The organism is Brevundimonas sp. GN22, from assembly GCF_054824005.1.
The window spans coordinates 1-18,743 of the sequence record NZ_JSYD01000015.1 but is presented as its reverse complement, the minus strand read 5'-3'; the positions used below and the strand labels follow the sequence as shown (position 1 = coordinate 18,743).

Genomic DNA, 18,743 nt, shown 5'->3' with positions numbered 1-18,743 from the left:
TTTCCGATCAAACGTAGCGCGGATGATTAAAGGACCGACGGTCCCTCGGAACGGTGCAGGTCAGGATTTCTCCCCAACCGCGCCTCATCCACGTGCGAAGTGCGCCGCCCCTCTACGCCCCGATGGGGGAAAACGCAAGAGCGGACGGCAAGAAAACTTAGGCGCACAAATGATTTAGGCGTCTTCCAGCATCACGACGCCCGGTACGGTTTTCAACGCCCCGCGCAAGGCAGCGTCCAGACGATAGCGCCCCGGAAGCTTCACCTCGACCTCGGTGCGTCCCTGAAGCGTGGTCTGCACCCAAACTTCGCCGCCCTTCCCGTTCGCCCGCGCCCGCTCGAGCCTAGACTTCAGCGCTTCGGGGTCCGCGGCATTCGACGACACGACGACCCGCAGGCCGATGTTCGCATCGTCCAGTAGGACATCCATACGGGATGCATCATCCCCGAAGAAGCGAACCTCGCCGTCCGACGCCTTGGCGCGCACCCTGACCAGCACCGCTGTACCAACCTCGAGAATCTCGCGGCAGCGGCGCAGTTGCTCCGGCGGGAAGAGGCATTCGAATTCACCGGTCGGGTCCGAGAAGGTCACGAAGGCGAATTTTTCGCCGGACTTTTGGCTGGCCCGCTCTTGTTTACGACGCACGACGCCCGCCATTTGGAAGGCTTCATGCCCCGCTTCGGCAAGGCCGGTGGCTTCGGCGACAAAGGTCACGCGCTTGCGTTTCAGCGCGGGGGTCAGTTCTTCTAGCGGGTGGCCCGACAGGTAGAAGCCGACGGCGGCCAGTTCCTGATCCAGCTTTTCGGGTCCGGCCCACGGCTCGACCGTACGCAGGCGCGGACGCGCGGCCCCCGCCTGATCCGCTCCGAACAGGCTGACCTGCGAGGATGCACGCTCGGCTGCAACGCTCTGGCAATAGGCGACCAGAACATCGGCCTGCTCGAACAGTTGGCGGCGGTTGGGGTGGATGCTGTCGAATGCGCCAGCACGCGCCAAACCTTCCAGAGCGCGCTTGTTCACGACGCGAGGGTCAACGCGCTCGAGGAAGTCAAAGATATCCTTGAACGGACCTCCCGTCTGACGGACTTCCACCACGTGCTTCATGGCCTCAAGGCCCACGTTGCGGATGGCGCCCAACGCATAGAGCACACTGCCCTGCCCGCTTTCCCAAGACACATCGAAGTCGGCGGATGACCGGTTGATATCCGGTGCAAGTACCGGAATCTCGAAACGACGGCAGTCCTGATAGAAGACAGCCAGCTTGTCGGTGTTCGACAAGTCGAGGCTCATCGAGGCGGCAAAGAACTCGACCGGATGGTTGGCCTTGAGCCAACCGGTCTGGAACGAGATCAGCGCATAGGCAGCGGCGTGCGATTTGTTGAAGCCATAGCCGGCGAACTTGGCCACAAGGTCGAAGATGCCGCCGGATTGCTCTTCCGGTACGTCTTTTTCGGATGCGCCCTTTACGAAGCGGAGGCGCTGGAAATCCATCTCCTCCTTCTTCTTTTTACCCATGGCGCGGCGCAGCAAGTCTGCTTCGCCGAGGCTGTAGCCTGCCAGGATCTGGGCGATCTTCATCACCTGTTCCTGATAGATGATGACGCCGTAGGTTTCGGTCAGCACTTCTTTCAGGCTGGGGTGTAGGTAGTCGACCTCTGCGCGACCGAACTTACGGTCGATGTAGGTATCGATCATCTCCATCGGGCCCGGGCGATACAGCGAGATCAGAGCGGTGATCTCTTCGATCGAGCCGCATCGCATCTTGCGCAGCGTGTCCCGCATGCCTTGGGATTCAAGCTGGAACACGCCGACCGTCTGGCCCGACGCCATCAGCTCATAGGTTTTAGCATCGTCCAGCGGGATCAGGTTCCATTCCGGACCTGCTCCGCGACGGTCAAGGAAGCCCTTTGCACGGTCCAGAACCGTAAGAGTTTTCAAGCCGAGGAAGTCGAACTTCACAAGGCCTGCGGGCTCCACCCATTTCATGTTGAACTGGGACGCCGGAATGGTCGAGCGCGGGTCCTGATACAGCGGGACCAGTTCCGTCAGAGGGCGGTCGCCGATGACGATACCGGCGGCGTGCGTCGAGGCGTTGCGATAAAGCCCCTCAAGCTCCATCGATGTGTCGAGCAGCGCTTTTACGTTCGGCTCTTCGTCGCGCATCTGGCGCAGGCGCGGCTCCATCTCCAGGGCCTGCGCCAGCGTGACCGGATTGGCGGGGTTCGCCGGGACCATCTTTGCCAGACGGTCCACCTGACCGAACGGCAACTGCATTACGCGACCAACGTCACGCAATACCACGCGGGCCTGCAGCGTACCGAAGGTGATAATCTGCGCAACGCGGTCGGTGCCATAGTGGTGCTGAACGTAGGTGATGACCTCTTCGCGACGCTCCTGACAGAAGTCGATATCGAAGTCGGGCATCGATACGCGTTCGGGGTTCAGGAAGCGCTCGAACAGCAGGCCGAAGCGTAGCGGATCAAGATCCGTAATCGTCAGGGCCCAAGCGACCAGCGAACCGGCACCCGAACCACGGCCCGGACCGACGGGAATGTTGTGGGTCTTGGCCCATTTGATGAAGTCCGAAACGATCAGGAAGTAGCCCGGGAACCCCATCTGCTGGATGATCCCGACCTCCCATTCGAGGCGGTCCCAATAATCCTGCTCGGGCGCGTAATGCTGATGACGCGACAAACGCATCTTCAGGCCCTCTCGGGCCTGGTGCGCCAGTTCGTCGGCCTCAGAGCGGCCATCGCCGGTATTGAAGCTGGGCAGAATGGGTTTGTGCGTCTTCGTCAGGAAGGCGCAGCGACGTGCGATCTCAAGTGTGTTGTCGCAAGCCTCGGGCAAATCTGCGAAAAGTTCGCGCATCTGCTCGGTAGATTTGAACCAGTGTTCGCCGGTGATCCGACGACGGTCCTCTTGGCCTACAAACGAGCCGTCCGAAATACACAGCAGCGCATCGTGCGACCGGTACTGGGACGCCTTGCCGTAATAGACGTCGTTGGTCGCGACCAGTGGCGTTTCGGATTTATAGGCCCAGTCTACTAACCCGCCTTCTGCAGCGCGTTCTTCGGGCAGGTCATGGCGTTGAAGTTCGATATAGAAACGGTCACCGAAGACGCGCTTCATTTCCTCCAGAGCCGCCTGCCCCTCTTCATCCTTGCCCTGTGCGAACAACGGGTCGACAGGACCGTCAGGTCCTCCGGAAAGAAGAATGAGACCCTCAGATCGTTCTGCGACCAGTTCCCACTGGACCCCCTGCTCTGTCAGCTCGATGGTGTCGAGGAATGAGGAGGACGACAGGGCGCAAAGGTTGAGCCAGCCCTGCTCGTTCTGGGCCAGCAGCGTGATGGTGGGCACCTTGGCCCATCGCTCGGATTTGCGGCCACCAATACCGAACACCGGCAGGGCGCAGCCCACAATCGGCTGGACACCGGCATCCTTTACCGACTGACTGAACTCCAGCGCGCCGAACAGGTTGGAGCGATCAGCAACAGCCACTGCGGGCATGCCTGCATCCGCCGCCATCTTGCCGATCTTGCTCGCCTTGATCGCACCTTCCAGCAGCGAATAAGCGCTGCGAACGCGAAGGTGGACAAATCCAGCGGTGTCAGTGGTTTCAGTCACCCACTCTGCTCCAAACTCACGACCGATTCCGGTCATGGTTACCATTGTGTGCAGAGTCGGTCTGTCGCTCTAGCTGACGGCGAGAGCGAGGCCGACCCTTACGACACCAAAAATGCTGCGTGCCAAACCATCCAGACGAAGCTGCCGCAGGACGCAAGTGCCAGAAGGTCTTTGAAACGACGGGTCATAGGCTTATCCCCAATCCATAATACATGTTCTTCTTTTGTTCTAGTCACGCAGGATAGGTTTGCGCAAGCCCAAATTACGCAGTTGGGTGAATTTTTGTTCTTGTTATGTTCGCACGCCCGTGGTGATGTTCAGGCATGCAGGAAGCGGTACGCGGTCGCGGTGCGCGATCTAACAGGACAGGCAGATTCGAGCCGGAAGTCAGAGAAGCCTTCGATGACGGATGGGTGGTGGACGACGCCGAAGTGGCCCCCTTGCGCACCACACTCTCGATTGAAGCGGCCAAAACCATCATCACCCGCAATAGCAGTCCGGACATCAGCTTTGATCGATCGATCAACCCGTATCGGGGATGTGAACACGGCTGCATCTATTGCTATGCCCGTCCCGCTCACGCGTGGATGGGGTTATCGCCAGGCATCGATTTCGAAAGCAAGCTTTTCTACAAGCCCGACGCGGCGACCTTACTAGCCAGCGAACTCAAAAGGCCGAGATACGAATGCCGCCCGATCCACATCGGAGGCAACACCGATCCCTATCAACCGGTGGAGCGCGATACCGGAGTGACGCGCCAGATCCTGAAGGTCTTGCAACGCTTCAATCACCCGTTGTCGATTATTTCCAAGTCGGCCTTGATGGCCCGCGATGCGGATATCCTGGGCGAAATGGGGCGCGAGGGCTTGGCACATGCCTGCGTGTCCATCACCACGCTAGACCGCAAGCTCGCCCGCGCGATGGAGCCGAGGGCCGCAACTCCGTCCAAGCGACTGGAAACAATCCGCCGCCTCACCCAAGCCGGATGCCCCGTCACCGTAGGCTTCGCGCCCGTTATTCCCGGGCTGAATGACCACGAGTTGGAGGCTGTTCTGGAGGCTGCGGCGGACGCCGGCGCAGTTCGGGCTATGTACGTGACCCTGCGCCTGCCTCTGGAAATCAAAGACCTCTTTCGCGAATGGCTGGAGGACGCGACGCCGGACAGGGCTCGCAAAGTCATGTCGCTGGTGCGCCAGACACGCGGGGGCAAGGACTATGATCCGGACTGGTCGCAACGGATGAAAGGTACCGGCCCTGTGGCGGACCTGATTGCAGCACGGTTCAGGGCGGCACGTAAGCGCTACGGGCTTGATCAGCCCGCGAAACCGCTGGATACGAGCCGGTTCAGAATACCTGCGTCCGAGCGCATCCAGCGGGATCTATTTGATATCTAGTCGATCAGTCGTCGGCTGCGGACGGATCGATATAATCCTGCACCAGCTTACGCCATGTTGCGTCAGTGGCATCGACCAGATCAACGTCCTCTGACAAAGCTACTGCGCCGTCGCCGTCCGGAAGGATCAGGCCATAGACCTCCATCTCCTCCTCGTCGGAGTTGGTATGGATTTCGGCCTGCACAATGATGGCGGGCTTTTCGCCGTCGTCGTCCCACCAGATGGCGGGCTGGGGCAGTTCCATATCCATCGGATACGGGCGCTGGGTATCGCCAAGTGCGAACACTGCCGCCTTGGCCTGAACGTCTTCAAGTGAGGCCACGCGGCCGGTGAACGGTTTCAGACGATCCCAGTCGTCGAAGTCAAAGCCGCCACCGTCGATATCCTCGGCATCGTGCGCTTCGGTCATGTCAGGTCCTCAAATGCGCTTAGCGGCGGAATACGCCGACGAGTTCGATATGGGTGGACCAGATGAACTGATCAATCGGGGTCACCTTCTCCAGTCGGAAACCGGCATCCACCAGCACACGGGCGTCACGCGCGAAGGTTTGCGGATTGCACGACACGCCGACGATGGTGTGCGCCTTGGTGCCCGGCAGTTGCTGGGTCTGTTCCAGAGCGCCCGCACGCGGAGGGTCCAGAACAATGGCTTCGCAGCCCTTGAGGTCGTAGGGCGATAACGGACGGCGGAACAGGTCGCGGGCCTGAGCATCGATCCCCTTCAAGCCCTTGGCCGTGGCAAAGCCTGCCTTAAGCGCCGCAATGGACGATGCAGCCGAATCCGCGGCCATAACCGAAGCGACTTCGGCCAACGGGAAGGTGAAAGTCCCTGCCCCGCAGAACAGATCGGCCACCTTTTTGGTACCCTGGACAGCAGCCACGACACGCTCGGCCATAGCAGCCTCGGCGGCGGGCGATGCCTGGAGGAAGCCACCCGCCGGGATCGGCACGGACGCGCGGCCGAAGGTCACTCGCGGCTGGCGTTCCATCACCAGCGTGTCGCCATCAAGGCCGAGACGAGCCAAGCCGCCCTCTGCCGCCGCGGTAATCGCTTTGGCGATCTGGTCAGCCGACGGACCGCCCGAACGCTTTTCAACGCCCGTAACGTCCACGTCCAAGCCCGTATCGGTCAGGGTCGCGTGAAGTGTGGGGGCGGATTTGGGATGGGTAAGAAATGCGTCGGCGACCTTGTGCAGTGCCGGAAACGCCGCAACCAGAGCCGGATCTGATACGGGGCAGTCGGTGATCTCAACCAGACGCCACGAGCGGCGCGCCTTGAACCCGAGAACAACGCGACCATTGGGGCTGCGGCGAGCGTGCAAGGCAATGCGACGGCGCGAGGCCGGCGGAGTTGCCACAGTCGCCTCGACTTCGGTTTCCAGGCCTTCGCGCGAAAGGGTGTGGATGACCACATCACGCTTCCACTCCAGATAAGGCCCATCCGCCCAGTGCTGGAGCGGAGCTACGCCGCATTCGGCATAGGCATGCGAGAAAATCGGACGGCGGTCAGCGCTGGCCTCGACCAGTTCAAAGGAATCGAGACGACCATCCTTCACTTCGCCACGCACGACTTCGCCGGGCAATGCACCGGGCACAAAGACAGGTCCATTGGGGGTTTCGGCGATTCCGTCGCCGTGGTGGCCCATTCGGGCGATAGTAAGGGTCTGCGTCATAAGGGGGCTTCTATCCGCAGATCGCGGCGAAAACAAAGATGAACGAAGATGAACACAGCGATCAATCTTCGTTCAGGTTCGTTCACCTAAGCCATATCTCGACAACGGAACGGAGACCACGCGGTCACCCTTCCCCGAGGGAGCTGTGAATTACATGATTGCCAAGATCGCGAAACCCGCTGCATTTGCTCTGGCCGGGATGGCCTGCGCCATTATGGCGATGCCGCAATCCGCAGCGGCCCAGTCCTATGGCTATCCGTCCTATTCCCAGAACTCGGGCTTTTACGACCCGTGTATGCGGGACCAACGCGAGCGTCAGGCTTCGTCCGGTCTGCTGGGCGCTGCCATCGGTGCCATCGCCGGATCGCAAATGGCATCGCGCGGTCGCCGCACCGAAGGTAGCCTGCTTGGCGGCGTATTGGGCGCTGCGGTGGGTGCGGGCGTAGGTCGCAGCACCGCGGCCTGTACGCCGAGATACGACACCGTTCCGACCTATCCGGTAGGTTATGACGCGCCGCCCCCGCCGCCAGCGCCAGTTTACGACCGTCGTTACGACGACCGTTACGACGACTACCGATATCCGCAAGATTACGACCAAGGCTACGCCAAGCCTGCCCCCTCGCGCGACGAGTGCCAGTTGGCGCAGAGCGAAATCCGCCTGCCTGATGGTCGTATAGAAACCCGTTACGTCCGCACCTGCCGCGACGAGAACGGCCGCTATCGCGTCGTCGACTAACTTCAGCCCCCCTGTCATCGACGACGTGAAAAGGCCCGCCAGAGCAATCTGGCGGGCCTTTGATCTTTAGGGGCGTTTGATAGCCCAGAGCAGGAACTCGCGGTTGCCGTCTCCGCCCTCAATGGGGCTGTCGGCGACATCCTGAACAGCCCAGCCTTCGCTTTCCAGCCAGTCACGGACCTTTGTCACGGCGGCGTCGTGGGCGTTGGCATCTTTGACGATGCCTTTCTTACCGATGGCGCTGGGGCTATCGGCCTCGAACTGGGGCTTAACCAGCGTCATAAGGTGGGCACCGTCTGCCGCCAGCGAAAGCGGCACAGGCAGCACCTTTAACAAGCTGATGAAGCTGGCGTCGCAGACGATCAGCCCGGGCGCTTTGGTGATCTCGGCGGTCGTCAGTTCGCGGGCATCGGTCTTTTCAAGGTTCACGACGCGGGCGTCATCGGCGACGCGCGGATGCATCTGCCCCTGCCCCACATCGACGGCAAACACCTTAGCGGCACCGCGATCCAGGCAAACCTCGGTAAAGCCGCCCGTCGAAGCCCCGACATCCATCGCTACCTTGCCCGCAACATCCAGCGGCCAAAGTTCAAAAGCGCGCTCCAGTTTGAGCGCGCCCCGCCCGACCCAGCGGTGGGCGTCGGCATATTGGATATTCGCGTCCTCGAGCACCTTGAGCGAAGCGGCCTTGGCCACTTCGCCGTCCACGGAGACATTGCCCGCCTCAATGGCCGCCTTGGCCTTGGACCGGCTTGCAGCCAGCCCAAGGGTCACAAGATGTTGGTCGAGCCGGATACGGCTCACGCCATCGCTTCCAGACGGGTCAGAGCGGCAACCATCTTGGCCTTGCCGGCTTCGGCATCAGCCAGCTTCTGGCGCTGTTCCTCAACGACTTCCGGCGCAGCGCGCGAGACGAAGTTCGGGTTGCCCAGCTTCTTGTTGTAGTGGCCGATGTCGCTGTCGAACGCGGCGATTTCCTTGTTCAGGCGAGCCTTTTCGGCACCCAGATCGATGAAATCAGCCAGCGACAGAGCCACGGTCGAACCGCCCGACACGCAGGTCACAGCACCGGCAGGCGCGGCATCCAGCAGCGAGACTTCCGACACACGGGCCAGTTGCAGGATCAGCGGACGGTGACGCTCGACCAGAACCTTGATCGCGTCCTCGGCACCGACGAACGACAGCGGCGGCTTGGCCGACGGCGGCACATTCATTTCAGCACGCAGAGCGCGGATTTCACCGATCAGGTCAACCAGCCAGCCGATTTCGGCCTCGGCAGCAGCATCAACAAACGAGTCCGGCAGTTGCGGCCACGAAGCGCCGATCAACAGGGTTTCGCGTGCCGGACCGGTCTTGCCCAGTTCAGCCCACAGTTCCTCGGTGATGAACGGCATCACCGGGTGCAGTAGCTTCAGCGCCTCGTCCAGAACCCATGCGGTCATGGCGCGGGTCTCGGCCTTGGCGGCTTCGTCCGAACCATTGAAGACCGGCTTGGCCAGTTCCAGATACCAGTCGCAGAAGACGTTCCAAATGTAGCGATACAGGGCACCAGCCGCGTCATCGAAACGACCGCCGAGGATCGCTTCCGACACGACGCGCTCGGCCTTGGCCAGTTCGCCACGGATCCAGCGGTTGATGGTCTGCTCGACGGTTGACGGATCGAAACCTTCAACGCGAGCGCATTCGTTCATCTGGCTAAAGCGTGCGGCGTTCCACAGCTTCGTGCCGAAATTACGATAACCTTCAATGCGTTGCTTCGACAACTTAATGTCGCGCGTGCCCGACAGGATCGCCATGGTGAAGCGCAGCGGGTCAGCACCCAACTCGTCGACGATCTCCAGCGGATCGATGACATTGCCCTTGGACTTCGACATCTTCTGGCCCTTCTCGTCGCGGACGAGGCCATTGATGATGACGCGCTTGAAAGGCGCATCGCCCATGAAGTGCTTGCCCATCATCATCATCCGGGCAACCCAGAAGAAGATGATGTCGGCGGCGGTGACCAGATCGGCGGTCGGATAGAAACGCGCCAGATCGTCGGTCTTCTCCGGCCAGCCCATGGTTGAGAACGGCCACAGAGCCGACGAGAACCACGTATCGAGCACGTCTTCTTCGCGGGTCAGTTCGACACCTGCACCGTGCTTGGTTTCGGCCTCGGCGCGGGCTTCCTCTTCGGTTTCAGCAACGAAGATTTCGCCGTCCGGACCGTACCAAGCCGGAATCTGGTGGCCCCACCACAGCTGGCGCGAGACGCACCACGGCTCGATGTTGTTCAGCCACTCGAAGTAGACCTTTTCGTAGGACTTCGGCTCGAAGACGGTTTCACCGTCTTGAACAGCCTTCAGCGCAGGCTGAGCCAGCGTCTTGGCATCAACCCACCACTGGTCGGTCAGCCACGGCTCGATGACCGCGCCCGAACGGTCGCCGTGCGGGACCTGATGCTTGGTCTTTTCGATTTCTTTCAGCCAGCCGTCTTCTTCCGCCTTGGCGATGATCGCCTTGCGGGCCACGAAGCGGTCCATGCCCACGTATTCAGCCGGAATTTCCGGCACTTCATCAGCGATGATGCGGGCCAGCGAGTCCATGACGTTCAGCGACGGCAGACCGGCACGCTTGCCGACCTGGAAGTCGTTGAAATCGTGCGCAGGTGTGATCTTCACCGCGCCCGAACCCTTTTCCGGATCGGCGTATTCGTCAGCCACGATCGGCACGCGACGGCCCGTAATCGGCAGGACGACTTCCTTGCCAACCAGACCTGCGTAACGCTCGTCCTTCGGGTGAACGGCCACGCCGGTATCACCCAGCATGGTTTCCGGACGCGTGGTGGCGACCACGATGTAATCGCGGGTTTCAAACTCGGTCGGCTTACCTTCTTCGTCGAAAGCGACCGGATGTTGGTAAGTCACGCCGTCGGCCAGCGGATAGGCGAAGTGCCAGTAGGCGCCGTCGACTTCCTTCTGCTCGACCTCGAGATCCGAGATGGCAGTCTGGAAATGCGGGTCCCAGTTCACCAGACGCTTGGCGCGGTAGATCAGGCCTTCTTTGTACAGCTGCACGAAGACCTTGCGGACGGCCTCGTTCAGACCCTCATCCAGCGTAAAGCGTTCACGCGACCAGTCAGCCGACGCGCCCAGACGGCGCAGCTGGCGAATGATGGTGCCGCCCGATTCAGCCTTCCAGTCCCAAATCTTTTCGACGAAGGCTTCACGGCCCATCTCGCGACGGCCCGGCAGGCCATCAGCGGCCAGCTTGCGCTCGACGACCATCTGGGTCGCGATACCGGCGTGGTCGGTACCCGGCAGCCACAGGACGGCCTTGCCGGTCATGCGGTGATAGCGCGCCAGAATGTCCTGAAGCGTGTTGTTCAGGGCGTGGCCGATGTGCAGGCTGCCCGTCACGTTCGGCGGCGGAATGACGATCGAATAGGCCTCGGCAGCGCCGTCGGTCTTGGGTGAAAACAGTCCGCTTTCTTCCCACTGTGCATACAGGCGGGGCTCGGCGGCCTTCGGTTCGAACGTCTTCTCAAGCATGGTCATGTCTTTGTCTCTAGCGCGTCAGACGCGCCGAGGGTGATAAATAACAACAGAAAAAGGCGGCCCCGCCGGAGCCGCCCCCTTCATCTAATGTCTGGCGAAGCCGAGGGCTAGCTCGCACTGCGTGCGATGCGCTCTACTTCCTTACGAACTTCACGTTCAACGATGGACGGCAGGTTGGCATCCAACCACGATTTCAGCATCGGGCGCAGCATGTCACGCACCATGCCTTCTACGGTGTTGCCGCTCTCGAACGGCATGTCGTGAGCCGCCGGTGCAGCGGACGGACGACCAACAGCAGCCAGACCGGCAAAAGCGCTCGCGGCTTCGGCAGCGGTCGTGTCGCTGACGAGCGCATCGTCCGAAATGGACGGGAAATCTTCTACGACCGGCGCTTCCGGCTCCGGCTCATAGACAGGCGCGCTGACATCGAGGTCACCGATGACCTCGGCGGCAGGCGCTTCGTACGGCTCTGTCAGTTCCAGAACCTCGTCCTCCGGTTCGGCAACGAAGGCGGCGACTTCCGGTTCCGGCTCTACAACCGGCACATCCTCAACGGCCTCAGCGGTCTCGGCCGGGGCATCGTCTTCCGAGATAATCCGGCGAATAGAAGCCAGAATCTCTTCCATCGTCGGTTCCTGAGCGGTTTGGTCGGTCATAACGAGCCTTGGGATATGGCGGGTGCCAGAAATCGAATGTAGCGCGATCAGAAACCATAAGTTTTAAAAAAACGGGAATCTGTACGCACGTAACAGTAGATTTGCCTTCGTCGCACCAACCCCCGTCAGAATCAACGACCGTTTTTCCCTTTTTGGGGGACCCGGGCATAGAAAAAGGGCGGGATTGACCCCGTCCCTTCCGACTTAGTTTTGCGGTGCCGTCCGGACTACTTCGCCTTTGAGCTGGCGATCCACCGGAGCGTCCTCGTAATCGGCGGTCGGGGTGATGCGCGGAGAGCCGATCGCATCGATCGCCTCGACCACACCATCCCACGGCAGGGCACCGCGGTTGCGCACGGCGCGATAGTTATCGCCGGCGTCATAGACTTCGAGGGTCGGATCCAGAGCCGGCCCCGTCAGGTTACCCATGGCGGCCAGAAGTTGAGCCTGAGCGACGTAGTAGTTGCGACGCGCGGACGCCAGCGTCACCTGCGCGCTACGCAGTTCGAGTTCCTGGTTTAGGACGTCCAGGGTGGTACGCAGACCGACCTGAGCTTCCTGACGCACACCCTCGGCAGCAACCGAAGCAGCACGGACTGCCTGTTCGCCAGCTTGCAGCGACGAGCGGGCCGAAATCGACTGGGCATAGGCCGAGCTGACCGCTTGCAGAACGTTACGGCGCTCGCCCTCGATATTGATCTGGGCGGCGTTGGCACGTTCAAGCGACTGGGCGACGCGCGACTGGTTCAAGCCACCCGTGAACAACGGCACAGAAATGCTGGCCCCTGCGGTGAAGTTGGTGTTGTCGGTCAGGTCCACATTAGTGAACTCCGACGACGTGCCACCATACGACGCGGTCAGGCGGGCCGACGGACGGTATTCGGCGCGAGCCGCTGCGACATTGGCCTCTGCGGCCTGCAGGGCATGTTGGGCAGCCAGCAGGTTCGGGTTGTTCTCAAGACCGACGTCCAGCGCAGCATCGAAGTCCGAGGGAACGTTCGGCAGGGCCGGAAGCTCTTCCAGATTGCTAGGTGACTGACCCACAACGGTGGCATAGCTGGCACGCGAAACCGACAGTTGGGCCTGAGCCTGAGCCAGATCCGATTCCGACTGGGCCAGACGGGCTTCCGACTGGGCCACATCGGTACGGGTGATTTCGCCCACTTCGAAACGGGCGTTCGACTCATCCAGCTGACGACGCAGAACGACGAGGTTCTCCTCGCGGACACGAAGGATTTCCATGTCACGAATTACGTCGGCATAGGCCTGAATGACCGACAGCATCACCGACTGCTCGACACCGCGCAGGTTTTCGCGACCCGACAGGATGTTAGCATCGGCCGCCGCGATGGCGTTGCTGGTCCGGCCGCCCGACCACAGGGTCTGGGACAGTTGAACGGTCGCCGAGAGGGAATCGGATTCGCGCGTACCGCCCGCGACCGTAGTCGAGCCCGGGATGGTGCCCGTTGCGTCAGCGATCCCGTCACCGTTCAGGTCGATGGGAAGAACTGTGGGCGGAACAGTTGTCGAAACACGCTCGGTGGTGCTGCGCTGATAGTTGGGGCCACCCGAAACAGAGATGTTCGGACGCAAGCCCGCACGCGCCTGAACCGTGGTCTCGTCCAGGGCGCGCTGGTTTGCGCGCTGGGCCAGCAGGGTTGGGTTTGTGCGGTAAGCCAGGTTCACGGCATCGCGCAGCGACTCGGCCATGGCAGGACCTGACAGCCCACCTACGATCAGAGAAATAACTGCTGCCGAAGCCAAAACGCGCGAGCGATTCAACATAAAACCTGTTCCTGACTGCCCTCTAGTGAGGGTCCAACATCGTTCTTGTGACTGGCGTAGATGATCGTAACCTTTCATCTGCGCCAGTTAAGATTTTTTCACGCAGGCAAGGCTGTGGTCCGTCGCCCGTCACGATTTTAATTCGTTAGAGGGCAAAGGCCGGTTGTTCGACCAGTTCGGACAGGAGATCCGGAGCCGCGTCGAACAGCTCGCGACGCGAGACGCCTTCCTTACCCTTGACGTAAACGACCGCCTTGCCTGCCGGTCCAGAACGTTCAACGACTACCAGACGGCCACGTTCCGCCAGTGAAGCGATCCATGCGTCCTGACGGCCGGGGACAGCAGCTTCCGAAACGATGACGTCATAGCCTTCGCCATGCGGCTTGCTCAGCGGGGCGACTACGGTCTCGACGCCGTAGTCAGCCAGGGCCTCACCCGTTACCGCGAACACTTCGGCGTCCGAATCTTGCACCGTCACCTTCAGACCCATGCGAGCCAGAACGGCCGCAGCGTACGGACCTGCAATGACGAGGGCCTTTTCGCCCGCCTGAACTTCGGCACCTTCGAGCAGCTTGCCCATATCGCGGGGCAGCATCAGGCGGCGACCAGCGGTCACTTCCGGCATGACGTCGGCATATGCGGAGAAGGCGCGCTCCGGCGACACGAAACGCTCACGCTCGACGCTGCCCATTGCAGCGTGCAGTTCACGATTCGTGACGTCATTTACGCGGACTTGGCTGTCCACCATGACCTTGCGAGCGGCGGCGAAATCCATGTTTCGGTGTCCTTGAAGGCGACTAAGGCAAAAAATCTGCCGCGCTTATAAGACTCTACGTTGCGAACCGCAAACTAATCAGGTAGTCACCCCTTCCTCGCAGCAGCGCAGTGCCCCTCGGGGCGACGGCCTGATGGCGGAGTGGTGACGCAGAGGACTGCAAATCCTTGCACCCGGGTTCGATTCCCGGTCAGGCCTCCACTGCTGCAGAGCAAAAAAGTGAGCCGCCCTTCGGGGCGGCTTTCTTTTTATTCCTACCCCCCTGACGAAAGATTCGCGCCGCGCCGAGACTGTGTGCTGACGCTCCCTGCGCGTCCGCCGCTCTTGACATTGATGTTAAAATGTGCAATCTTTCGGCCATCGATTGCGTCGGTGGGTTTGTCTCGTGCAGCCCAAACGAATCGACACCCCGAAAATCTGACATTTGAAATCAGACACGGCCGCATGCCGTGTGGGGCTGGCCTACGGCCGCTCGACTTTTCCGAACGTCGCGAGACTGTGCGGTATCCCTTGATGGAATGGCGTCATCGTTTGCACGCCCAGTAAGGGGCGACCGCTGACCAATAGGCTTGGCAGCGGTCGCCCTTAGCTTTTTTCCGGCACGTCGTGCCTGCGTAAAACAACCCAGCAGCGTCGGATGACGCCGCCTTCCCGAGATGGAAATTCAAAAATGGAAGAGACGATTCACCCCACGTCCGAGCCCTCGGCTAGCCCCATGGGCTTCTCGGCATCTGCCGGACGTGATCTGCCGTTCAATAATCTGGTCGCCTTCTTGGGCGACAGCATAACCTCTTCGGGCATCAACAATGATGCCAGCAATCTGCGTGACACGGCTCGCGGGATGGGTTTTTGGATCCCTACCCTGACGCGTCAGGCATTCCAGACCCGTCAGGACCTCAACTTCGGCGTGTCGGGCGACAACACCGCTGGCGCGCTGGCTCGCATTCAATCGGTGATCGACTGCGGTGCCGGAACCTGCGTGGTCCTGATCGGCACCAATGACATCGGCGGCAGCATCAGTGCCACAAAAGCGAATCTGTCGGCTATCTATAGCGCCCTGACGGATGCCGGCATTTTGACGATCGCCATGACGATCCTGCCGCGCACGGCTGTTGGCACGTCTGCCTATGGCTGGCTCAACACGATCAACCAGTGGATCCGCAAGCAAGAAAACAACTTCCCCTGCCTGCGCGTCGTCGATGCATCTCAACCCTTTGGCGATCCGTATTCACTGACGATGTCGCCCCTTCCCGGCTTCACTTATGACGGGCTGCACCCAATGGGGATCGGTGCCCGATATGCGGCCCAGCCGGTGGCAGACCTTCTTCTGACATTGCGCAAGCCGCAAAGCCGCCAGTTACAGACCATTACCGACCACTATTGGCCGACGACGAATGAAGGCGGCTATCTCAACCAGAACCCCGCGCTTTCGGGCACAGGCGGATCGGTTAGCGGCGGCGTGACCGGCCAGTTGGCGGACCACTGGAGCATCACGACATCCCAAGGCGGCGGTGACCTGTCAGCGCTGAGTATCGCCGCCAGCAAAATTACCCATCCCGCCACCGGAATGGCGGCCCAGCGCATTACATACTCGGGCAATGTCACGGGCGGCTGGCAGACCGTCATCGTCATGAATGATTACGGTCTCCAATATCAGGAACACCTCAAGGCGGGCGACAAGGTCGAGTTCATCGTCGAACTGGACATACTTGCGGGCCTTCCCGCGGTGTCAGGCGTCGTGCCCTTTTTCGCGATCGATCAGGCATCGACGCTGAAGTCGGCCTACGGCGGCTCGGTGTCTGTTTCAGACGATTGGACCAACTCTGGCTTCAGAGGTGTAATCAAGACGCCAGCGCTCACGCTGACCCACGCGCTGGCTCCCGGCGAAAACGCCCGTTGCGACATCTGGATCTACTTCAAGAATGTCCCGCACACCGGCGTCTCAGGCACAATCGACATCCTGAGCGCGGCTGTACGCAAGATCGTCTAAAATCCTCGAACATCCCGAAGTGCCGCTTCGGGATGTTTTTTTTCAGGCCCTCAGCGAGGCCGTCGTTATCTGATGCAGCGCGATGCCGGTGGTGACTGCGACGTTGAGGGAATCAAAGCCGCCCGCCATGCGGATCCCTATCGGAGTGCATTGGTCGACGACTTCCTGAGGCAGCCCTGGCCCCTCGGCTCCCAGCAGCAACGCCACGCGTGCAGTTGGGCGATAATCGGCTAACTGCTGTTCAGCAGAGGGCGTCAGGGCCAGCACCTCATACCCCCTAGCCTGCAACGCCGTGACGATCTGGGAAGCGGTTCCTGTGCGAACCATGGGCGTGCGTAACGCCGCCCCAACCGAAACGCGGATAGCCTTTCTATAGAAGGGATCACAGCAGGCCGAATCCATCAGCATCCCACGTGCCCCAAAGGCTGCAGCGTTACGCAACATGCCACCCATGTTGTCGTGGTTCCCGATCCCGCTAGCCACGACCAAAGACACGCGCGGCTCGGCCTCAATCTGATCCAGAAACCCGTCCAGCCCCAAAGGCTGAGGCTTACGCCCCAACGCGAGAATGCCGCGATGCAGGTGAAAGCCGGCAATTTGGTCCAAAATTTCCTGAGTCGCCAAGAACACCGGCACCTCCTCCGGCAAGCGACTCAATAGAGGCTCGAGACCTTCCCATCGCTTTTGCGCAATCAGGACGGACACCGGTTCGCATAAGCTGGCCGAAGAGAGCAGAACGTTCAGCACCACCTCGCCCTCGGCGATAAACAGCCCGGCTCGCCCCGTCAGATCCCGCTCTTTAATGTCCCGAAAGGGCTGGACGGCGGGATGGTCGGCGCTGGTGATGGTAATTGGCGTCATGGCCACCAACCTAGCCCAGCAGATGCATGAAGCCGCGAACGAAAATTCTTGCCGTTTTCTGCATTTTAGCTGTTGCAAAACCCGAAACCTCGCTGCTATACGCCCCTCTCCCTCGGGGCAGTGTTCCGCGGTAGCTCAGCGGTAGAGCAGCCGACTGTTAATCGGCTGGTCGTAGGTTCGATCCCTACCCGCGGAGCCAGCCCCGAGAGGATTTTACGAAATGCGCCCGCTGTGGCGCATTTTTCGTATCTGCCCCTTTCCTCGCTCCAAGGATCAAAGATTTTTCTCTTTTAGATCAAGTCTTAGCTTGCGAGAATCAAAATAGGGCTGCTATACGCACCTCACCGAGAGGCGCTGGTCCGCGGTAGCTCAGCGGTAGAGCAGCCGACTGTTAATCGGCTGGTCGTAGGTTCGATCCCTACCCGCGGAGCCACTCCCCTCGGAATGCAAAAAGCGCCGCTTCAATGCGGCGCTTTTTTCGTATCTGGACCTTCCCTTAACGTTCGCAGGCGATGCCATCCCCGTCGCGATCCAGATGTGAGCCATAACCCGGTTGGCCACGACGGATAGGAGCGGCCCCTGCGGCACGCGCTTCGCTACAATTAGCGTAATAACGCGTGCGCGTTCCCACCCCGACGCCCGTACCGATCAGGCCTCGCGGTTGGGTGTTGGCGTTGGACGACGAGCGATTGCCTCCGCCCGACCTATGACAATGATAGCCGCCATTGCGCCGGTCGTTATGACAGCCCTCCGAATTCAGACCACCTGAATGGGCCAATGCTGGCGTTGCCAAGCCTGCCATCAATGCCGATGCGATGAGTATCGTTTTCATAGTCCACCTCCCGAACCGCATTCCTAATGAAAACCACCCAACAACTCGTTAGACATCTTGGTGAACGTCTTGCGAGGAGCGCCCTATGGCTGGAAAAACCCACATCGGAATCGGCGGTTGGACCTTCGAGCCCTGGCGCGGCACCTTTTATCCGGATGGCCTCGTACAGCGCCGAGAGCTGGAATACGCCGCATCCAAGCTGACCAGCATAGAGATTAACGGCACCTATTATTCCACCTTCAAGCCCGACAGTTGGGCCAAATGGCGTGACGAGACGCCAAAGGATTTCGTGTTCGCGGTGAAAGCCAGCCGTTATTGCACCAACCGCAAGGTGCTGTCCGAAGGCGCAGAGAGTTTCGAGAAGTTCCTGTCTCAGGGCATGACCGTGCTGGGCGACAAACTCGGCCCGATCAACTGGCAGTTCATGGCTACCAAGAAGTTCGATCCTGTCGATTTCGAGGGCTTCCTGAAACTGCTGCCAGCAGAAAAGGACGGCGTACGCCTGCGCCACGCACTCGAGGTCCGTAACCCGACCTTCGCTTGCGAGGAGTTCTACGACCTCGCGCGCAAATACAACGCCGCCATCGTCTATGCCGTCGATGACGAAGAGCCGACATGGCCCGAAATCGACGAGCGCACAGCCGACTTCACCTACGCCCGCCTTATGTCCAGCCGCGCCGACGAACCCACCGGCCTGACCAGCGAAGAACTGGACACCATCGCCGCCCGCAGCCGCAACTTGGCCAAAGACGGCGACGTGTTCGCCTACTTCATCTCCGGCGCAAAAGTCCGCAATCCGGCCGCGGCGATGGCGCTGATCGAGAAGGTGAAATAACGTCCCGGTCTCTCGGGGGAGGTTTCACATGACGAAAGAC

The 18,743-nt window shown here is 60.7% G+C and carries 14 protein-coding genes and 3 tRNA genes; 7 read left to right on the top strand and 10 right to left on the bottom strand.

The features are described 5' to 3' along the window. Positions 1-174 precede the first annotated feature (174 nt). Positions 175-3,630: a DNA polymerase III subunit alpha gene (gene dnaE, locus OB03_RS02500; RefSeq protein ID WP_461343134.1), complete on the bottom strand. Its 3,456-nt coding sequence runs from the start codon at positions 3,628-3,630 to the stop codon at positions 175-177. 323 nt (positions 3,631-3,953) lie between these two features. Here dnaE and OB03_RS02495 point away from each other — a divergent pair, with 323 nt between their 5' ends. Further along, entirely contained in the window at positions 3,954-5,024 is a 1,071-nt protein-coding gene (locus OB03_RS02495; protein ID WP_461343133.1) for a PA0069 family radical SAM protein, read from the top strand. A 4-nt stretch (positions 5,025-5,028) separates the two neighbouring features. Here OB03_RS02495 and OB03_RS02490 read toward each other — a convergent pair whose 3' ends face one another. Both OB03_RS02490 and OB03_RS02485 read right to left on the bottom strand, forming a co-directional pair. Further along, positions 5,029-5,433, bottom strand: coding sequence for a hypothetical protein (locus OB03_RS02490; RefSeq protein WP_461343132.1), 405 nt, complete (start codon positions 5,431-5,433; stop codon positions 5,029-5,031). Between the two features lie 19 nt (positions 5,434-5,452). After that, positions 5,453-6,697: a class I SAM-dependent RNA methyltransferase gene (locus tag OB03_RS02485; protein ID WP_461343131.1), complete on the bottom strand. Its 1,245-nt coding sequence runs from the start codon at positions 6,695-6,697 to the stop codon at positions 5,453-5,455. A gap of 154 nt (positions 6,698-6,851) precedes the next feature. Between OB03_RS02485 and OB03_RS02480 the strand changes: the two genes are divergently transcribed. Then, positions 6,852-7,433 (top strand): glycine zipper 2TM domain-containing protein, encoded by a 582-nt coding sequence (locus tag OB03_RS02480; protein ID WP_242913597.1) that lies wholly within the window; start codon positions 6,852-6,854, stop codon positions 7,431-7,433. 66 nt (positions 7,434-7,499) lie between these two features. Here the strand turns inward: OB03_RS02480 and OB03_RS02475 are convergent, their stop codons facing one another. The 5 genes from OB03_RS02475 to OB03_RS02455 form a co-directional block, all read right to left on the bottom strand. Continuing rightward, positions 7,500-8,237: a TlyA family RNA methyltransferase gene (locus OB03_RS02475; RefSeq protein ID WP_461343130.1), complete on the bottom strand. Its 738-nt coding sequence runs from the start codon at positions 8,235-8,237 to the stop codon at positions 7,500-7,502. Beyond that, on the bottom strand, positions 8,234-10,963 hold the full coding sequence (locus OB03_RS02470; RefSeq protein ID WP_461343159.1) for a valine--tRNA ligase: 2,730 nt from the start codon (positions 10,961-10,963) through the stop codon (positions 8,234-8,236). Before OB03_RS02470 ends, OB03_RS02475 begins: the two co-directional genes overlap by 4 nt. A 113-nt stretch (positions 10,964-11,076) precedes the next feature. Next, entirely contained in the window at positions 11,077-11,625 is a 549-nt protein-coding gene (locus OB03_RS02465) for a DUF2497 domain-containing protein (RefSeq protein WP_461343129.1), read from the bottom strand. 204 nt (positions 11,626-11,829) lie between these two features. Further along, positions 11,830-13,410, bottom strand: coding sequence for a TolC family outer membrane protein (locus tag OB03_RS02460; RefSeq protein WP_461343128.1), 1,581 nt, complete (start codon positions 13,408-13,410; stop codon positions 11,830-11,832). 145 nt (positions 13,411-13,555) lie between these two features. Next, on the bottom strand, positions 13,556-14,185 hold the full coding sequence (locus OB03_RS02455; protein WP_461343127.1) for a protein-L-isoaspartate O-methyltransferase family protein: 630 nt from the start codon (positions 14,183-14,185) through the stop codon (positions 13,556-13,558). Positions 14,186-14,312: 127 nt separating this feature from the next. Here OB03_RS02455 and OB03_RS02450 point away from each other — a divergent pair. Further along, positions 14,313-14,386 (top strand) — tRNA-Cys (locus tag OB03_RS02450). A 469-nt stretch (positions 14,387-14,855) separates the two neighbouring features. Further along, complete coding sequence (locus OB03_RS02445; RefSeq protein ID WP_461343126.1) at positions 14,856-16,175, top strand: SGNH/GDSL hydrolase family protein; 1,320 nt, start codon at positions 14,856-14,858, stop codon at positions 16,173-16,175. 42 nt (positions 16,176-16,217) lie between these two features. Here the strand turns inward: OB03_RS02445 and OB03_RS02440 are convergent, their stop codons facing one another. After that, a complete protein-coding gene (locus OB03_RS02440; protein ID WP_461343125.1) occupies positions 16,218-17,036 on the bottom strand; it encodes a TrmH family RNA methyltransferase in 819 nt (272 codons plus the stop codon). 124 nt (positions 17,037-17,160) lie between these two features. Here OB03_RS02440 and OB03_RS02435 point away from each other — a divergent pair. Beyond that, positions 17,161-17,235 (top strand) — tRNA-Asn (locus OB03_RS02435). A 159-nt stretch (positions 17,236-17,394) separates the two neighbouring features. Then, positions 17,395-17,469, top strand: a tRNA-Asn gene (locus tag OB03_RS02430). A gap of 63 nt (positions 17,470-17,532) precedes the next feature. Here the strand turns inward: OB03_RS02430 and OB03_RS02425 are convergent. After that, on the bottom strand, positions 17,533-17,868 hold the full coding sequence (locus tag OB03_RS02425; protein ID WP_242915642.1) for an excalibur calcium-binding domain-containing protein: 336 nt from the start codon (positions 17,866-17,868) through the stop codon (positions 17,533-17,535). An 85-nt stretch (positions 17,869-17,953) separates the two neighbouring features. Between OB03_RS02425 and OB03_RS02420 the strand changes: the two genes are divergently transcribed. Then, the gene (locus OB03_RS02420; protein ID WP_461343124.1) at positions 17,954-18,703 is read left to right on the top strand and encodes a DUF72 domain-containing protein; all 750 of its coding nucleotides are present in this window, start codon (positions 17,954-17,956) and stop codon (positions 18,701-18,703) included. The last annotated feature ends 40 nt before the right edge of the window (positions 18,704-18,743 follow it).